Source organism: Streptomyces sp. NPDC012769 (assembly GCF_042901205.1).
Classification (GTDB): domain Bacteria; phylum Actinomycetota; class Actinomycetes; order Streptomycetales; family Streptomycetaceae; genus Streptomyces.
On record NZ_JBIBCP010000001.1, the window covers coordinates 71,243 to 85,824 of the forward strand.

The 14,582-nt window shown below is 72.0% G+C and carries 8 protein-coding genes; 3 read left to right on the forward strand and 5 right to left on the reverse strand.

What is annotated here, in order from left to right; translation table 11 throughout:
- Nucleotides 1-348 precede the first annotated feature (348 nt).
- Genes ACFY7C_RS00375 through ACFY7C_RS00385 form a run of 3 tightly spaced genes read right to left on the reverse strand, consistent with a single transcriptional unit; the run spans nucleotide 349 to nucleotide 10,575 of the window.
- Complete coding sequence (locus tag ACFY7C_RS00375) at nucleotides 349-1,626, reverse strand: MFS transporter (RefSeq protein ID WP_389641492.1); 1,278 nt, start codon at nucleotides 1,624-1,626, stop codon at nucleotides 349-351.
- Entirely contained in the window at nucleotides 1,616-5,626 is a 4,011-nt protein-coding gene (locus ACFY7C_RS00380; RefSeq protein WP_389641494.1) for an amino acid adenylation domain-containing protein, read from the reverse strand. The genes ACFY7C_RS00375 and ACFY7C_RS00380 overlap by 11 nt, the downstream gene beginning before the upstream one ends.
- Entirely contained in the window at nucleotides 5,623-10,575 is a 4,953-nt protein-coding gene (locus ACFY7C_RS00385; protein ID WP_389641496.1) for an amino acid adenylation domain-containing protein, read from the reverse strand. The genes ACFY7C_RS00380 and ACFY7C_RS00385 overlap by 4 nt, the downstream gene beginning before the upstream one ends.
- Nucleotides 10,576-11,037: 462 nt before the next feature.
- Between ACFY7C_RS00385 and ACFY7C_RS00390 the strand changes: the two genes are divergently transcribed.
- The 3 genes from ACFY7C_RS00390 (at nucleotide 11,038) to ACFY7C_RS00400 (ending at nucleotide 13,339) form a co-directional block, all read left to right on the forward strand.
- Nucleotides 11,038-12,093, forward strand: coding sequence for a MupA/Atu3671 family FMN-dependent luciferase-like monooxygenase (locus ACFY7C_RS00390; RefSeq protein WP_389641498.1), 1,056 nt, complete (start codon nucleotides 11,038-11,040; stop codon nucleotides 12,091-12,093).
- A gap of 71 nt (nucleotides 12,094-12,164) precedes the next feature.
- A complete protein-coding gene (locus tag ACFY7C_RS00395) occupies nucleotides 12,165-12,665 on the forward strand; it encodes a flavin reductase family protein (protein ID WP_389641500.1) in 501 nt (166 codons plus the stop codon).
- Nucleotides 12,662-13,339, forward strand: coding sequence for an SDR family oxidoreductase (locus ACFY7C_RS00400; protein ID WP_389641502.1), 678 nt, complete (start codon nucleotides 12,662-12,664; stop codon nucleotides 13,337-13,339). The genes ACFY7C_RS00395 and ACFY7C_RS00400 overlap by 4 nt, the downstream gene beginning before the upstream one ends.
- A gap of 194 nt (nucleotides 13,340-13,533) precedes the next feature.
- Here the strand turns inward: ACFY7C_RS00400 and ACFY7C_RS00405 are convergent, their stop codons facing one another.
- Complete coding sequence (locus ACFY7C_RS00405; RefSeq protein ID WP_389641504.1) at nucleotides 13,534-13,776, reverse strand: hypothetical protein; 243 nt, start codon at nucleotides 13,774-13,776, stop codon at nucleotides 13,534-13,536.
- A 43-nt stretch (nucleotides 13,777-13,819) separates the two neighbouring features.
- Entirely contained in the window at nucleotides 13,820-14,407 is a 588-nt protein-coding gene (locus tag ACFY7C_RS00410) for a suppressor of fused domain protein (RefSeq protein ID WP_389641506.1), read from the reverse strand.
- Between the last annotated feature and the right edge of the window lie 175 nt (nucleotides 14,408-14,582).

Below are 14,582 nucleotides of genomic sequence, written 5' to 3' on the forward strand. Positions count from 1 at the left end.
AACCTCCTTGGTGAGCGGCGTGGCCGCATGTCCTGTACTGGGAAAGATATCGAGCCGTCCACCCCGCGCGCGGTCCCGGTGGCGCTCTCTTCGTCCTGACTGCCCGCAGGCGGGTGCTCTCCGCGACCGGGGTTGTACAGGCCCGCTGGGGAGAGCTGCCGATGTATGCCCGATGCGGGCTCGATGACGGTGTGGACTTCCGGTCCCGACGCTGCCGCGTGGGTCGCGGCTTCGACCTGTCACGACCGGCGCGCTTCCGTCCTCCGGGTGCCGCTCGCGGGCGAACGGCACCCGTCCCTGTTCCAAGGCGGCGCGCGTGAGCTCCTCGGAAGGACAGGTCCCGAGCCGTTACGAGGACGTAAGGGACGGCTCGCGGGTGTCCTCCTCCACGGGACCGGGCAGCTGCCGACGGCCTCGTCGGCGCAGCAGCGAACACGCCGGCACGGCGAGGCCCACGACGGTCAGGGCGCCCCAGTAGGCCGACTGCAGGCCGTGCAGGGCGGCGGTGGTGAACAGCGCGCCGCCGGCGAAGGTGCCGAGCGATTCTCCCGCGGTGGACGCGACCTGGCGGAAGTTGAACACCTCCACCATGGGGCGGTCGGCACCGAACTCGGCGAACGCCGTGCTCACCATGGGAGTGAAGAGCATCTCGGCGACGGAGAACAGGGTCACGGCCGCGTACGCGGCCACCAGACCCGCGCCTCCGACCGAGAGAGGGACGAAGGACAGACCGAAGACCGCGATCCCCTGGAGCAGAAAGCGCATGGGGGTGTGGCTCCGCTCCAGGCCCCGGTTGGTGTACGCGGAGACGGCCATCTGCAGCACCACGATCAGCACCGCGTTGAGCGTGAAGAAACTGGCCTTCTCCGCCGCCGAGTCCGCGATGTGCGTGACGTGGATGGCGAAGGCCGAGAAGAACTGGCCGTACAGGAAGCTGCCCGCCAGCGCGACGGCCGAGACGGCCCGGACACCGGGGTCGGTGACCATGGCCTTGAGCAGTCCCAGCTTGAGCGGCTTGCGGGCGTCCTGGTCGCCGGGGCGCAGGCCGCTCGGGACGAACGCGGTCATGACCGCGGCCGACGCCCAGTAGATCACCGCGACCAGTAGGAGTAGGCGTGCCTGGTGGGGGCCGTCCAGCAGGAAGTTGGCGATGATCGGCCCGACGGCGGCGGACACGTTGATGGCCACCTGGATACCGGCGAAGACCGAGTTGCGGTCACCGGGCGATTCCAGCGCGATCGCCACGTACATCCGCGCCGTGATGCCGTTGACGCTGATCCCGACGCCGGCCAGGACGAGGAAGCAGAGGGTGACGAGGGGATGCGGCGACAGCGGCAGCAGGGCGAACCCCAGTCCGGCGAGGGTGAGTCCGCCGGGTATCGCGACCCGGATGGGCAGCCGTTGGAGCAGCCCCGCGCAGAACAGGGACGCGCCCTTGTAGGTGAACGTGAAGGTGAACAGCGCGGTGCCGATGAGCAGGGCGCCGGTGCCCGGGTGCATCTTGGCCAGCAGCAGGGGCAGCACGGGCAGGAGGCAGTAGAACCCGAGGTGGGACAGCAGGTAGTCCAGGACGACCGGTACGGCCACCTCGTTCCTCCTGCGTCGGCCGGTGGCTTCACGAGGCACGGTCGGACTCCTTTCGGGTGGGGACGCCCGGGGCAAGGGGGTCGCCCCACTCGTGCAGTCGCTCGGTGAGGAGGGCGGCGAGGGCGTCCGCCCGGTGCTTCAGGAAGTAGTGGCCGCCGTCCGGGACGACCTGGTGTTCGACGCCGCGCGCGTATCGCTCCCACTCACGAAACCGCGTGCCGTGTCCGGCGGTCCCCTCGTCGTGCGCGCCGACCACGCACAACAGCGGGGATCGGAGGCGCTGTTCGTACGGGACACCGGTCTCGTCGAACCAGGTGCGGGCCTGCTGGGCGTCGTGGCGCAGCGCACGGACGACGCTGCGCACGAACGCGGCATCGGCGCCTTCGGGCAGCGCTCCGGCAGTCCGCAGGTCGGCGAGGTAGGCGTCGTCCGGCACATCCGACGGTGCGATCGCGTCGGGCCCCGGGCCCGGCAGCCTGGCGCCGACGACGAGGCCGCGGACGCGGTGCCCGAGCCGCTCCAGACGCAGGGCCACGGCGGTGGCGAGGGCGGCTCCGGCACTGTGCCCGTAGAGAACCGGCGCCACTCCGAGGGCCGTGATCTCCTCGGCGAGGAGCTCCGCCGTCTTCGCCACGCTCAGCAGGTGCTGCTCGGGGTCGGCCGGATCGTGGCCCGGCAGTTCGGCGGCGAGCAGCCGCGCACGTCCGGCGAGTGCCTCGGCCAGCGGCTGATAGGCCGCACCCGACCCGCCGCCGTAGGGAATGCACACGAGCGTCGGGGCGTCCGGGTCGGCGGGCTCGGCGCCCAGGCGGTGCAGCATCGGTGGACGATCGGCTCCCGTGGGGTGTTCGGTCGCCGTCCGCGCCTGCTCGTCGAGGCGGTCGAGAACGGTGGCGAGGCCGCGCACGGTGGGGTGGGTGAACAGGTCGATCACCCGCAGCGCGCGGTCGGTCTCGCGGATGGCCAGGACGGCCTGGAAGGAGTTGCCACCCAGCGCGAAGAAGTCGTCCTCCGCGCCGACGCGTTCGATGCCCAGAACCCGCTGCCACACCTCGGCCACGTGCTTCTCGGTGGCGGTGGCCAGGGGGACGTGGGCGCTGTCGTCAGCCGCCGGATCCGGCACGGGCAGGGCCTTGCGGTCGACCTTGCCGTTGGGGTTGAGCGGCAGGGCGGCCAGCGGGGTGACGGTGGCCGGCACCATGTAGTCCGGCAGGCGCCCGCGGAGCGCGGCCCGGACCGCCGCGGCGTCCGCGGGGCCGGTGATCCAGGCGGCGAGTCTGCGGTCGTGGGAGTCGCCGACCGGCAGCACGACGGCCTCCTCCACGCCGGGCACGTCGCGCAGGGCGGAGGCGACCTCGGCGAGTTCGACGCGGAAGCCGCGCACCTTGACCTGGTCGTCGAGCCGGCCGAGGAACTCCACAAGACCGTCCTCGCGCACGCGCACCCGGTCACCGGTGCGGTAGCAGCGGCCGTCCCCGAGCGGATCCGCCACGAAACGCTCGGCCGTCAGGTCGTCGCGGCCGAGGTAGCCCCGCGCGACCGTCGGGCCGCCGACCCAGAGCTCTCCGGGAACGCCCACGGGCAGCGGCTTACCGGAGGGGTCGACGACATGGCAGCGGACCCCGGCGAGGGGACGACCGAGTGGGACGGCCGCACCGCGGGCGGCGGCGGGCACCTCCCGGACGTCTCCGCCGAGCACCGAGACGGTGGTCTCGGTGGGCCCGTAGTGGACGTGCACGATCAGCTCCGGTCGGACCTCGTGGATGCGGTCCACCAGCTTCCATGGGCACGGCTCACCGGCCAGGACGAGGAGCCGCCGTGGCAGCAGGGCGGCGAGGTCGCCGTGGGCGGCGAGCATCTCCAGGTGGCTGGGCACCATCTTGATGGCGTCCACCCGGTGGGCCGCGAGATACGCGGCGTACGCGGCCGGGTCGGTGGCGGTCTCACGGTCGAGCAGATGCAGGGTCCCGCCCCCAGTGAGCGCGCCGAAGACGTTCGTCAGACCGAGGTCGGCCGCGATGGTCGACACCAGCGCGAAGGACGGGACTTCGCTCAGGGAACCTTCCATGAGCTGCTGGAAGGCGGCCACGTAGTGCGCCAGGTGCCGGTGCTCGACCACGACGCCCTTGGGCTCGCCGGTCGAGCCGGAGGTGAACAAAACGTAGACGGGGTCCTCGGGTCGTACCTCGGCGGACGGCTCCCCGTGCGGCGTGCCCTCGGAGGGCGCCGGCAGCCGGCCGACGTCCACGAGGTGAGGCACCCCGTAATCCTGTGCAGCGTCGCGGGATCCGTCGGTGAGGAGCACCTCGGCCCCGGCGGCGGCCAGCATGCGGGCGGTCCGGTCCGGCGGGTAGGCCGGGTCGACGGCGATGTACGGCGCCCCCGTGCGCAGCACGCCGAGGAGGGCGGCGACGAGGGAGCGGCCCCGCTCCATCATCACGCCCACCGGACGGGCGGCACCGCTGTGCAGAGCGCCGATGCGCTCAGCGATCGCGCGGGCCGCCTCGTCGAGTTCGGCGTACGTGAGAGAGCCGTCGGCGCCGGTGACCGCGACGGCGTCGGGGGTGAGCCGGGCCCAGCGCTCGATCTGCCGGTGGACCGGGTCCGGTGCGGGCCTCGCCAGGGCGGGGCCCGCGGCGGCCGGTTCGGCCACGTCGGCGAGCGGCGCCTCGGCGACGGGCTGGTCGGGGTCGCGGAGGAGGGCGTCCAGCAGGACGCGGAACCACTCGGCGAGCCGGTCCGCGAACGCGTCACGGAACAGTTCCGCCCGGTAGACCAGGGCTCCCTTGAGGCCCGCGTCACCGTGGTCGACGAGGTGCCATGCCAGGTCGAACTTGGCCGTCGTGATGCGGCTGTCGAGTTCCTCCAGGCGCAGGCCGGGGAAGTCGGCCTGAGCTCGGGCGGCGTCGAAGACGTTGAGCAGCACCTGGAACACCGGAGTCGTACCGGCCGGCCGCTCCGGGCGGAGGTGGGCGACCACGTCGCCGAAGGGTGTCTCCGCGTGTGCGAAGGCGTCCAGGCACGTGTCGCGCACCTGGCGCAACAGATCGCGCCAGGTGCGCTCGCCGGCCACGTCGGTGCGGACGACGAGCGTGTTCAGGAAGCAGCCGACCATGCCCTGCGTGGCGGGGTGGTGTCGCCCGGCTTCCGGTACGCCGACGGGTATGTCGGTGCTTCCGGAGATCTTGCTGAGCAGCACCTGCACCACCGTCAGCAGCACCATGAAGGGGGAGCATCCGGCAGCGGCGGCGAAGGCGCGGAGCCGCGCGGTGGTCTCCGCGTCCAGGACGAGCGGTACTTCGCCGGCCTGCCATCCGGCGTGTTCTCGGGGCCGGTCGGTGGGCAGCTCGAGGACCGGCAGCAGCCCCGCCAGGCGGGACGCCCACCAGTGGAGGTCTTCCTCGGGGTCGTCGCCGCGGGCCTGCCGCCAGGCGGCGAGGTCCGCGTAGTGGAGCTCGGGCGGGGCCGGCTCCGGGCCGCCCAGTTCCGCCGCGTAGCAGCGCGCCAGGTCGTCGATGACGGTGGCGCGGGCGTAGGCGTCGGCCGCGATGTGGTGGATGGCGATGACCAGGACGTGGTCCTCGTCGGTCACCCGGAGCAGGCATGCCCGCGTCGGCGTCTCGTGGGCGAGGTCGAACGGCGTCCCGAGCACCTGCTGCACCTCCTCGTCGAGGTGCTCGGCACGGATCGCGCGGTGGGCGACGGGGACGTCGCCCGCAGGCCGGGGCACCGCGTGCACGGTGCCGTCGGCCAGGGCCTCGACGGTGCTGCGTAGGACGGGGTGGAGATCCGTGAGGCGGCGGACGGCCGCGATCATGGCCGCGGGTTCGAGCCTGCCCCGGAACCTCAGGACGAAGGGCACGGTGTACGCGGCGCTCTCCGTGTCGTACTGGGAGTGCAGCCACATGGCTCGCTGGCCCGGGGTCAGCGGTGCCGGGGACGAGGGGTCCGGCCGGCGGGGGATGACATCGGCCTCGGGCTTCAGCGCGGCGGCGGCGCGGGCGGCGAGCAGCGCCCGCAGATCGGCGGGGCCGGTCATGCGTCGGCTCCGTTCCGGTGCGCTTCCTCCAGCGCGGCGAGCGCGGCGGCTTCCACCTGGGCGGCGAACGCGGAAAGGACCGGGTGGTCGAACAGCATGCGGACGGGCATGCGGTGGCCGAGCGCGGTACGCAGTCTGCCCATCACCATGGTGGCGGCGAAGGAGTGGCCTCCCAGGGCGAAGAAGTCGTCGTCGGAATAGACGTGTTCCGTCTTCAGCACGTCGGACCAGACGGAGGCGACCAGTACGGCGACGGGGCCGTCCGGCAGCGGGCGGGGACCGCTGGGAGCGGTCTCCTCGGCCGCGCCGGGCTCCGGCAGTCGCGCGCGGTCGACCTTGCCGCTGGGCAGCGTCGGCAGGGCGTCCATCTCCAGCCAGCGGTGCGGAACCATGTACTCGGGCAGGGTCTCGCGCAGGTGCTCCTCCAGGGCCCGCAGGCCCGCGGGCTCGCCGCGCCAGACGACGTAGCCGGCGAGGTGTGCGTCGCCGTCCCGTACGACGGTCACCACGGCGTCGGCGACGGCGGGATGCGCGCGCAGTGCCGTCTCGATCTCGCCGAGTTCGACGCGGTAGCCGCGGAGCTTCACCTGGTGGTCACGGCGGCCGAGGATCTCCAGCCGCCCGTCGGGCAGCCATCGGGCCAGGTCTCCGGTCCGGTACCGGCGCTCGCCCGGGACGAGGGGGTCGCCCTGGAAGGCGGCGTCGGTCAGGTCCGGTCGGTTGCGGTAGCCGAGGGCGACGCCCCGGCCGGCGATCCACAGTTCGCCGGTGACTCCGTACGGGGCGAGCCGCCCGTGGTCGTCGAGGACGTGGACGCGGTAGTGGGGCAGTGGCCGGCCGAGAGGGATGAGCCCGGCGGCGACGTCGTCCGCGGTGATGCGGTGGGCGGTGGCCCAGATGGTCGCCTCGGTCGGGCCGTACATGTTCCACAGTTCGGCCACTCGGGGCAGCAGACGGCCGGCGAGGGCCGGGTCGAGCGCCTCACCGCCACTCATCACCCGCAGACCGGGGCCGCCGGGCCACTCCACCGCGGCCAGGGTGCGCAGCAGTGTGGGGGTGCCCTGCAGGACGGTGACGCCGGTGGCGCCGATGCGCTCGGTGAGCAGGTATCCGTCGACGGCGCACGCCTGCTCGACCATGACACAGCGGGCGCCGGTGGTGAGCGGGAACCAGATGCCGAGGTGGGCCACGTCGAAGGAGACTCCGGCGACCGTGAGCATCACGTCCGAGGTACGCAGCCCGAACGCCTGGTGCATGCCGCCGAGATGGACGGCGAGGTTGCCGTGGGTCACCTCGACGCCCTTGGGGCGACCGGTGGATCCGGAGGTGTAGAGGAGGTACGCGATGTCCTCCGGCGCGGGCAGCCGCTCGGGGGCGTTCTCGGCCGACGCGGTGGCGAGGACGTCGGCGAGATCCACGACGCGGACGCCGGTGGCGTCGGAGGCGAGCGCGCGAGCGGTGGCCAGACCCGCGCCGGCGGCGACGACGAGGCGGGCGCCGCTGTCGTCGAGCTGGTGGGCGAGGCGCTCGACCGGGTGCTCCAGGTCCAGCGGCAGATACGCGGCCCCGGACCGGGCCACGCCGAGCAGCGCGGCGGGCAGGAGGTGCCCGGCCTCCAGACACACTCCGACCACGGAACCCCGGCCTTGGGCTTCGCCGTGCAGGAACGCGGCGAGCCGGGCGGAGTACTCGTCGAGTTCCCGGTACGTCAGTTCCCCGGCCGGGCCCGTGACGGCGGTGGCCCCGGGGCTCGTACGGGCGCGGTCGAGCACGGACGACACCAGGCCGCGGACGGTGCCGACGGACGCGTCGCCGGAACCGGCCCGCAGCAGGGCCTCGCGCTCGTCCGCGTACAGGACGTCGAAGCCGGAGGCGGGGCGGTCGGGATCCCGCAACGCGGTGGCCAGGACGCCGAGGAGCCGGTCGAGGAAGCGTTCGGCGTCGGCCTCGGTGAAACGGCTGCCGTTGTACTCGAGGACCAGTTCCTCTCCGTCCACCGTCCGGTTGAAGAAGAGCGCCAGGTCGCTGAAGGCGCCGCCGCTACGGAGTTCGCCGAGCAGCTCCACGGTCACGGCGCCCTGCTTGACGGCGACGGGAACCTCGGAAGGCTGCATGCTGACGACAACAGGCGTGGCGGGTGCACCGTGCGGGCGCTCGATCGCCTCGATGATCCGGTCCGCGGGGAGGTCGCAGTGGGAGAGGGCGCGCAGGGTGGTGTCCGCCGCCTGCTCGGCGAGCTTGCGGAAGGACGCACCGGCCGGGATGTCGACCCGCAGCGGCAGGATCCCGACGAGGGGGCCAACGAGCCGCTCGGACCCGGGAGCGGTGCGGCGGGCGTGGGCGGCGCCGATCAGGGTGTCGGAGCGGCCGATCAGCCGGGCGACGAGCAGGCCGGTGGCCGCGAGGTACACGGCGAACGGACTGACGGAGTGCGCGGCGGCGAACGCCTCCGCCTGCGTCGCCATGCCCACGGGCAGCGGTCGTACGAGACGTCCCAGTTCCTGCGGGGTGCCGCCGTCGGCGGCGGCGCGGACGGTGCCCGGCACGTCGTGCGGGGCGGTGGCTCCGGCCAGTTCCTTCTTCCAGAAGGCGGCGTTCTCTTCTGCGTGCCGGGGGAAGGCCACGGTTTCGTGGACGGCGAGGTCACCCACTTGAAGGGGCGTCGCCGCGACGGGCGCGGAGCCGTCGAGCAGCTCGGCGAGCTCTGCCATGAAGAGGCCGACGGACCAGCCGTCGAAGGCCAGGTGGTCGGCCACGACGACGAGTTCGGCCTCGGTGGCGGTGTGCCGGACGAACTCGGCGCGCAGCAGCGGCGTCTCGGTGGCGACGTCGAAGTGGTGGCCGGCGGCCGCCCGTTCCACCGCGGTCGCCCGTGCGGCGCGCTCCTCGCCGGTCAGGTGGCCGAGGTCGTGCTCGGTGACCGGCACGGGCAGCGGGTCGCACACCTCGGCGACGAGCGTGCCGTCCCGCTCGACGAAGCGGGTGCGCAGCACCTCGTGTCGCTCGGTGACGGTCAGCAGGGCGCGGCGCAGCGCGTCGGTGTCGACCGGGCCGGTGACCCGCAGGCGGGCTGCCACCGTGGTGAGCCCGGAGGCACCGTTGAGCTGGCGCATGGTCCAGAAGTCGCGCTGGGCGTCGGTGAGCGGGAAGGTGCGCCGGCTGGCCTGGCGGACGGGGACGGCGGACGAGGCGAAGCCGGTGTCCGTGCCCGCGGCGTCGCGGACGCACCGGGCCATGGCTTCCACGGTCTGCGCCTTCAGAAGGTCGGCGAAGGGCAGGGTGACGTGGAACTTCTGGCGGATGGCGGCGCTCAGACGGGCGGCGGCGAGGGAGTGCCCGCCGAGGTCCGCGAACCGGTCCAGGACCCCGACCGTGGCGACGTCGAGCACCTCGGTGACCAGCGCGGCCAGTTCCGCCTCGGTCTCGTCGCGGGGCGCGACGTGTTCGGCCCGCTGCTCCCGGCGAGGGGCGACGGAGGGTAGGGCGGCACGGTCGGCCTTGCCGGTCGGGCCCATGGGGATGGCGTCCAGGGTGACGATCCGGGACGGCACCATGTAGGCGGGCAGGCTGGCGGCCACGTGGTCGCGCAGCTCGTCCTCGGACGGCTGAGATGCGTCCGACTCCACGTACCCCGCCAGGTAGCGGACGCCCTCGTCGTCCGCGGGGGCCAGTACCACGGCGTTGCGCACGGCGGGGTGAGCGCTCAACACCGCTTCGATCTCGCCCAGTTCGATCCGGTAGCCGCGGACCTTCGCCTGGTCGTCCATGCGGCCCAGGTAGTGATGCACACCACCGACGGCGCGGACCAGGTCACCGGTGCGGTAGGCCCTGCCGCCCAGGACGGCCGGGTCGTCGACGAAGCGCTCGGCGGCGAGGTCGGGGCGTTCGTGGTAGCCGCGGGTCACGAGGGGGCCGGCGATCCACAGTTCGCCCACCTCGCCCTCGGGAAGCGGCCTGCCCTCGGCGTCGCGCACGGAGGCTTCGGCACCGGCGATGGGGCGGCCGATGACCGGCTCCTCGGTGCCGTCGCGGTCGACCTCGGCCGCCAGGCAGTAGGTGGTCGCCTCGGTGGGGCCGTAGCAGTTGACCACGCGGCGGACACCGGGATTGGCGTAGATGCGATCGGCCAGGGCGCGGGTGAGGGCCTCGCCGGCCGGGTTGACCGTGCGTACGGACGCCGGCAGGGGCTCGCGGCACAGGACGGCCAGAGCCGAGGGCACGCCGCAGATCATGGTGACCTCGTCGCGCGCGGGGATCTGGGGCAGCGCGAGCAGGTTGTCGGCGAGGATGACCGTTCCGCCGCTCAGCAGGGGCGGGTACAGCTCCATGACCGAGACGTCGAAGCACACCGACGTCGCGGCGAGCATGCCGCTCCACTCCTCCGCCGAGTAGCTGCCCAGGGCCCAGTCGACCAGGCGCAGAGTGTTGCGGTGTTCCACCATGACGCCCTTGGGTCGTCCGGTCGACCCCGAGGTGTAGATCACATAGGCGACGTCACCGACAGAGCCGGGGACCGCCGGCGCGTCTGCGCGGGCGGCGGCCACCTCGTCCGAGCCGGGAACGAGGGCACTGGCACCAGACAGCCAAGGTGCGGCCGCGTAGCGGTGGTTGGTGATGACCTGCTCGATGCCGGCGTCCTCGCGGATCAGCGCCAGCCGGTCATCGGGGTAGGCGGGGTCGAGGGGGACGTACGCGCAGCCGGCCTTGAGGACGGCGAGCAGCCCCGCTATCAGCCACGTGTCGCGGTCCAGACAGACGCCGACCCGGGAGCCGGGCCGGACGCCCCGGCCGATCAGGGCGGAGGCGAGCCGGTTGGCCCGCTCGTCCAGTTCGCGGTAGCTCACGCGCTCGTGGCCGCAGACGACCGCGACGCGGTCCGGGGTGCGCCGGGCCTGGGCCTCGAAGACTTCGTGCAGACGCTCGGAATCAAAGCCGAGGGGGGCTCTCACGGAAGCAGCCTTTCTCAAGGGGGTCAAAAATCGACGGGTGCTTCCGGGGGGCGATGCCAATGACGCACTGAAACGCGAATCAATGAAGTCGCGTCAACCGTTAACAATTAACAGTTAACGATGGTTCTCCCCCGGTTAACGGGTCGGGATGCTAGCACAATGCTCGATCTTGACAGTTGACCGGTTTGGCATTCTTTGCCTCTTATCTGAGCTTCAACTCGCGTAGAAGTCTGAAGGAAGCACCGAGAGGAGCCGCAGAAGAGAGAGATCTTTTTGTGCCAACGTCCAATTGACAGAGCGGCATCGACTCGCTTGATTGGGCTCTCGCGGCTTTTTGCGTCGACTGCTCGACCGCAGTAACGTCCCGGTGTGCGGCGACGCCATCGGGGGAGCCCTTTCCCGTTTCTCGGCCCTGTCGCCATCGCCCGTTCGGGCCGTTTTCGCAGCTCCATCGGAGACTTCATGGATTTCAGTCTGTTCTATTTCGCCAACGACAGTTCCGAGCACACGGAGTCGGGTCGGTACGAGGTGTTGATGACCGGCGCACGGTTCGCGGACGCCAACGGTTTCACGGCGGTCTGGACCCCGGAGCGGCACTTCCATCCCTTCGGGGGGACGTATCCGAACCCCGCCGTGACCGGGGCGGCCGTCGCCGCGGTGACCGAGCGGGTCTCCGTGCGCGCCGGCAGTGTCGTCGCCCCGCTGCACCACCCGGCACGGATCGCCGAGGAGTGGTCCGTGGTCGACAACGTCTCCGGGGGACGCGCCGGCGTTTCCTTCGCCTCGGGCTGGCATCCCGTGGACTTCTCGCTGCGCCCGGAAGCCTTCGAGGGCCGCAAGAGCCTCATGGCCGAAACCATCGAGAACGTACGCCGGTTGTGGCGCGGCGAGTCGCTGACGGTGACCGACGGTGTCGGCCGTCCGGCCGAGATCCGGACGTTTCCGCCGCCGGTCCAGGACGAGTTGCCGGTGTGGGTCACCAGCGCCGGCGGGGTGGAGACGTTCCGCGCCGCGGGGCAGCTCGAGGCCGGTCTGCTGACGCATCTGCTGGGGCAGGATCTGGACGAACTCGCCGGCAAGATAGCCGAGTACCGGGCCGCCTTCGCCGCCGCCACGGACGGTGGAAGAGGCCACGTGGTCCTGATGCTGCACACCCTCATCGGTGCGGACCGGGAGGAGGTGCGGGAAGCCGTCCGCGGTCCGATGACCGACTATCTGCGCAGTTCGTTCCACCTGATCGCCAAGTCGATGCCGGACATCCCCGCCGACTTCGACATCGAGTCCCTGGACCCCGAGGACCTCGATTTCCTACTCGCCCGCGCCTTCGACCGGTACTTCGAGACCGGAGGGCTGTTCGGCACAGTGGAGGACGGTGCGCGCGTGGTGGAGAAGCTGGCGGCGATCGGCGTGGACGAGGTGGCCTGCCTCATCGACTTCGGCCTTCCGCCCCGTCGCATCCTCGACGGCCTGGACCACTTGGGGAAGCTGCGTGAAGCGACGCAGGACGTGGCGCGGTGACCGCCCCCGTCCATCCGTCGCCGCCCGCGAGCGCCGGGGCCTCCCTGACACCGGACACCGCAGACCCGTCCATGCGCTTTCGCCACCTGGCCGGCCGGTACCCGACCGGCGTGACCGTGGTGTCCACCATGACGGGCGGCGGCCCGCACGGTACGACGGTCAACTCGTTCACCACCGTCTCCCTCGACCCGCTCTCCGTCCTGGTCTGCCTCAAGCGTGGCGGTCGGCTGCTCGACCAACTGGAGGTCACCCGGCGCTTCTGCGTCAGCCTGCTCGGCGAGGACCAGGCCGATCTGGCGCGCTGGTTCGCCGGACCCGGTCGTACACGAGGCGAAGACTCTTTCGCGGGCGTGCCCTGGCAGCCGTCTCCCGCCACCGGCAGCCCGGTGCTCACCGGAGCCCTCGGCTACTTCGACTGCGAGGTGGCGAAGATCGTCACCGAGGGAGCCCACGACATCGTGGTGGGCCGCGTGGTGGACTTCGCTCCCCTCACCGACGGCCCACCGCTGCTGTTCTGGCGGAGCAGGCTGGGATCCGCGGACATCTTCCGCAAGGGGGCCGACCCGTCGTGACCACACACGTGATCACCGGGGCCGGCTCCGGTATCGGAGCGGCCGTCGCGCGGCGGCTCCACCAACGGGGTGACGCTCTCGTCCTGCTCGCCCGCGACGACGCGCGTGCCGAAGAGCTCGGCGCCGCGTTTCCCGGAAGTCGCGTCGTCGTGGCCGATCTGCGACGACCGGAGCTTCTGGCGGACGTGGAGCTGCCGGAGCGCGTGGACTCGCTGCTTCTCGTCGCCGGTGTGGTGGACCTGGGACCGGTCGCCGAGCTGACGACGGAGGTATGGCAGCAGAACCTGGCGGTCAACCTCCTCGCCCCGGCGGAACTCACCCGGCTCGCGCTGCCCGCGCTGCGCGCCGCGCGCGGACACGTCGTCTTCGTCAACTCCGGCGCCGGCCTGCGTGCCAACGCCGGGTGGAGCGCCTACGCGGCTGCCAAGCACGGACTGCGCGCCCTCGGGGACGCGCTCCGTCTGGAGGAGCGGAGCCACGGTGTCCGGGTGACCTCGGTCTACCCCGGTCGCACGGCCACGCCGATGCAGGCGAAGATCCACGCACAGGAGGGGAGGGAGTACGTCCCGGGGAAGTGGATGACTCCTGAATCCGTCGCAACGACCATCCTGACCGCCCTCGACCTACCCCGGGACGCGGAGCTCACCGATCTCTCGCTACGTCCGGGGCCGTGACCGGTGACGCGGGACGCGCTGCCCGCTGGACCGGCCTGCATCGACAGCACCATTGCCGCACGCACTGATCGTCTCCGGTCACAGCGCTGGTGCCATGGCACGCGCCGTGCCCCGGTACGGCGGCGACGCGTACCGGGGCTGCGGCGCTGCCAAGGCCCACGGAGCTCGGCCGGCTGAGGCGGATGTGCGGGGGATCAGGCGCAGGCGCTGCCGGTGGTCGGGCCCCTGCCCTCGAACAGGTAGGCGTCCACCGTCTGGAAGCCCGGCTCACACATGCGTTCCCGGATGCCGGCAACCGTCTGCTCCATGGCAGCGCACAACGACTTCCGGTCCTCGTCCTCTGCACCCAGCGACCAGGTGTCGGTCTCCCACTCCACCCGCCGGTCAGCCGGCTCCGATGCCAACGGCTCGATCCGCGCCCACTGCGCGTCAGCCAACGACGCACGTCCACCGACGATCAGATGATGCGAGAGAAAGGGCCTAAATCACGGACGGGCGGTGCGGGTCGACCGGGTCGATCTCCCGCTCGTCGAAGAGACACTCCAGGGCCTCGAGGCCGTGTTCGCGGCGGTAGTCCTTCTCCGCCTCGGTGATAGGCAGCAGCCACAGGAGGCGGGCGTGGGCCGTTTCATCCCAGGCACAGACCTCGAAGTCGGGGCCGTACGGGTACGGCAGGCTGATCAGGTAGTGGTCGCACGCGGAGTCGTCGAGCCACGGCCTGCCGATGGGGACGGTGTGCCCCACGTCCAGCCGCTGACGGTCCGGGCCGCAGTGGTAGTACGCGTTCATGGTGAGGCTTTCCCGGTGCAACCAGTCGTCCCGCGGGGCCGCAAGGAAGAACTCCGCCCCGTGCCCGCCCTCCTGGGTCGCAGCCCAGCAGCCGGACGTCACGTACACCCACCACCCGCCCGGCCCACCGGGATGGATCCGGAACACCCGGAACCCGGGCACCCGCTCCTCGATGGGCCCGTCGACACCCGGCAACTCGTCGATGACCTGCCCGGGAAAGTGCCGCTGCAGGTGCGCACGCAGGGCCGCCCGGGCAGCGAGCAGGGAAACGGAAGACATGCTCCGATCATGGCAGCCACGTGGGGCGTCGACCACAACGGGGCCCCGCGCGGGGAACGGAGCAGCCGGGGCCTGTCTTGCGGATCACGCCCTGCACGCGGTGCATGATCCGCAAGACAGGCCCCAGCCCTCGACCTCACCCTCCAGCTCCGATCGGCAGGCCCGGCCCGGGGGT

Excerpts from the sequence above, each read along its gene's own strand:
- ACFY7C_RS00380 (WP_389641494.1), bottom strand. The coding sequence starts at position 5,626 with ATGACCGGCCCCGCCGATCTGCGGGCGCTGCTCGCCGCCCGCGCCGCC.
- ACFY7C_RS00390 (WP_389641498.1), top strand. The coding sequence starts at position 11,038 with ATGGATTTCAGTCTGTTCTATTTCGCCAACGACAGTTCCGAGCACACG.
- ACFY7C_RS00395 (WP_389641500.1), top strand. The coding sequence starts at position 12,165 with ATGCGCTTTCGCCACCTGGCCGGCCGGTACCCGACCGGCGTGACCGTG.
- ACFY7C_RS00410 (WP_389641506.1), bottom strand. The coding sequence starts at position 14,407 with ATGTCTTCCGTTTCCCTGCTCGCTGCCCGGGCGGCCCTGCGTGCGCAC.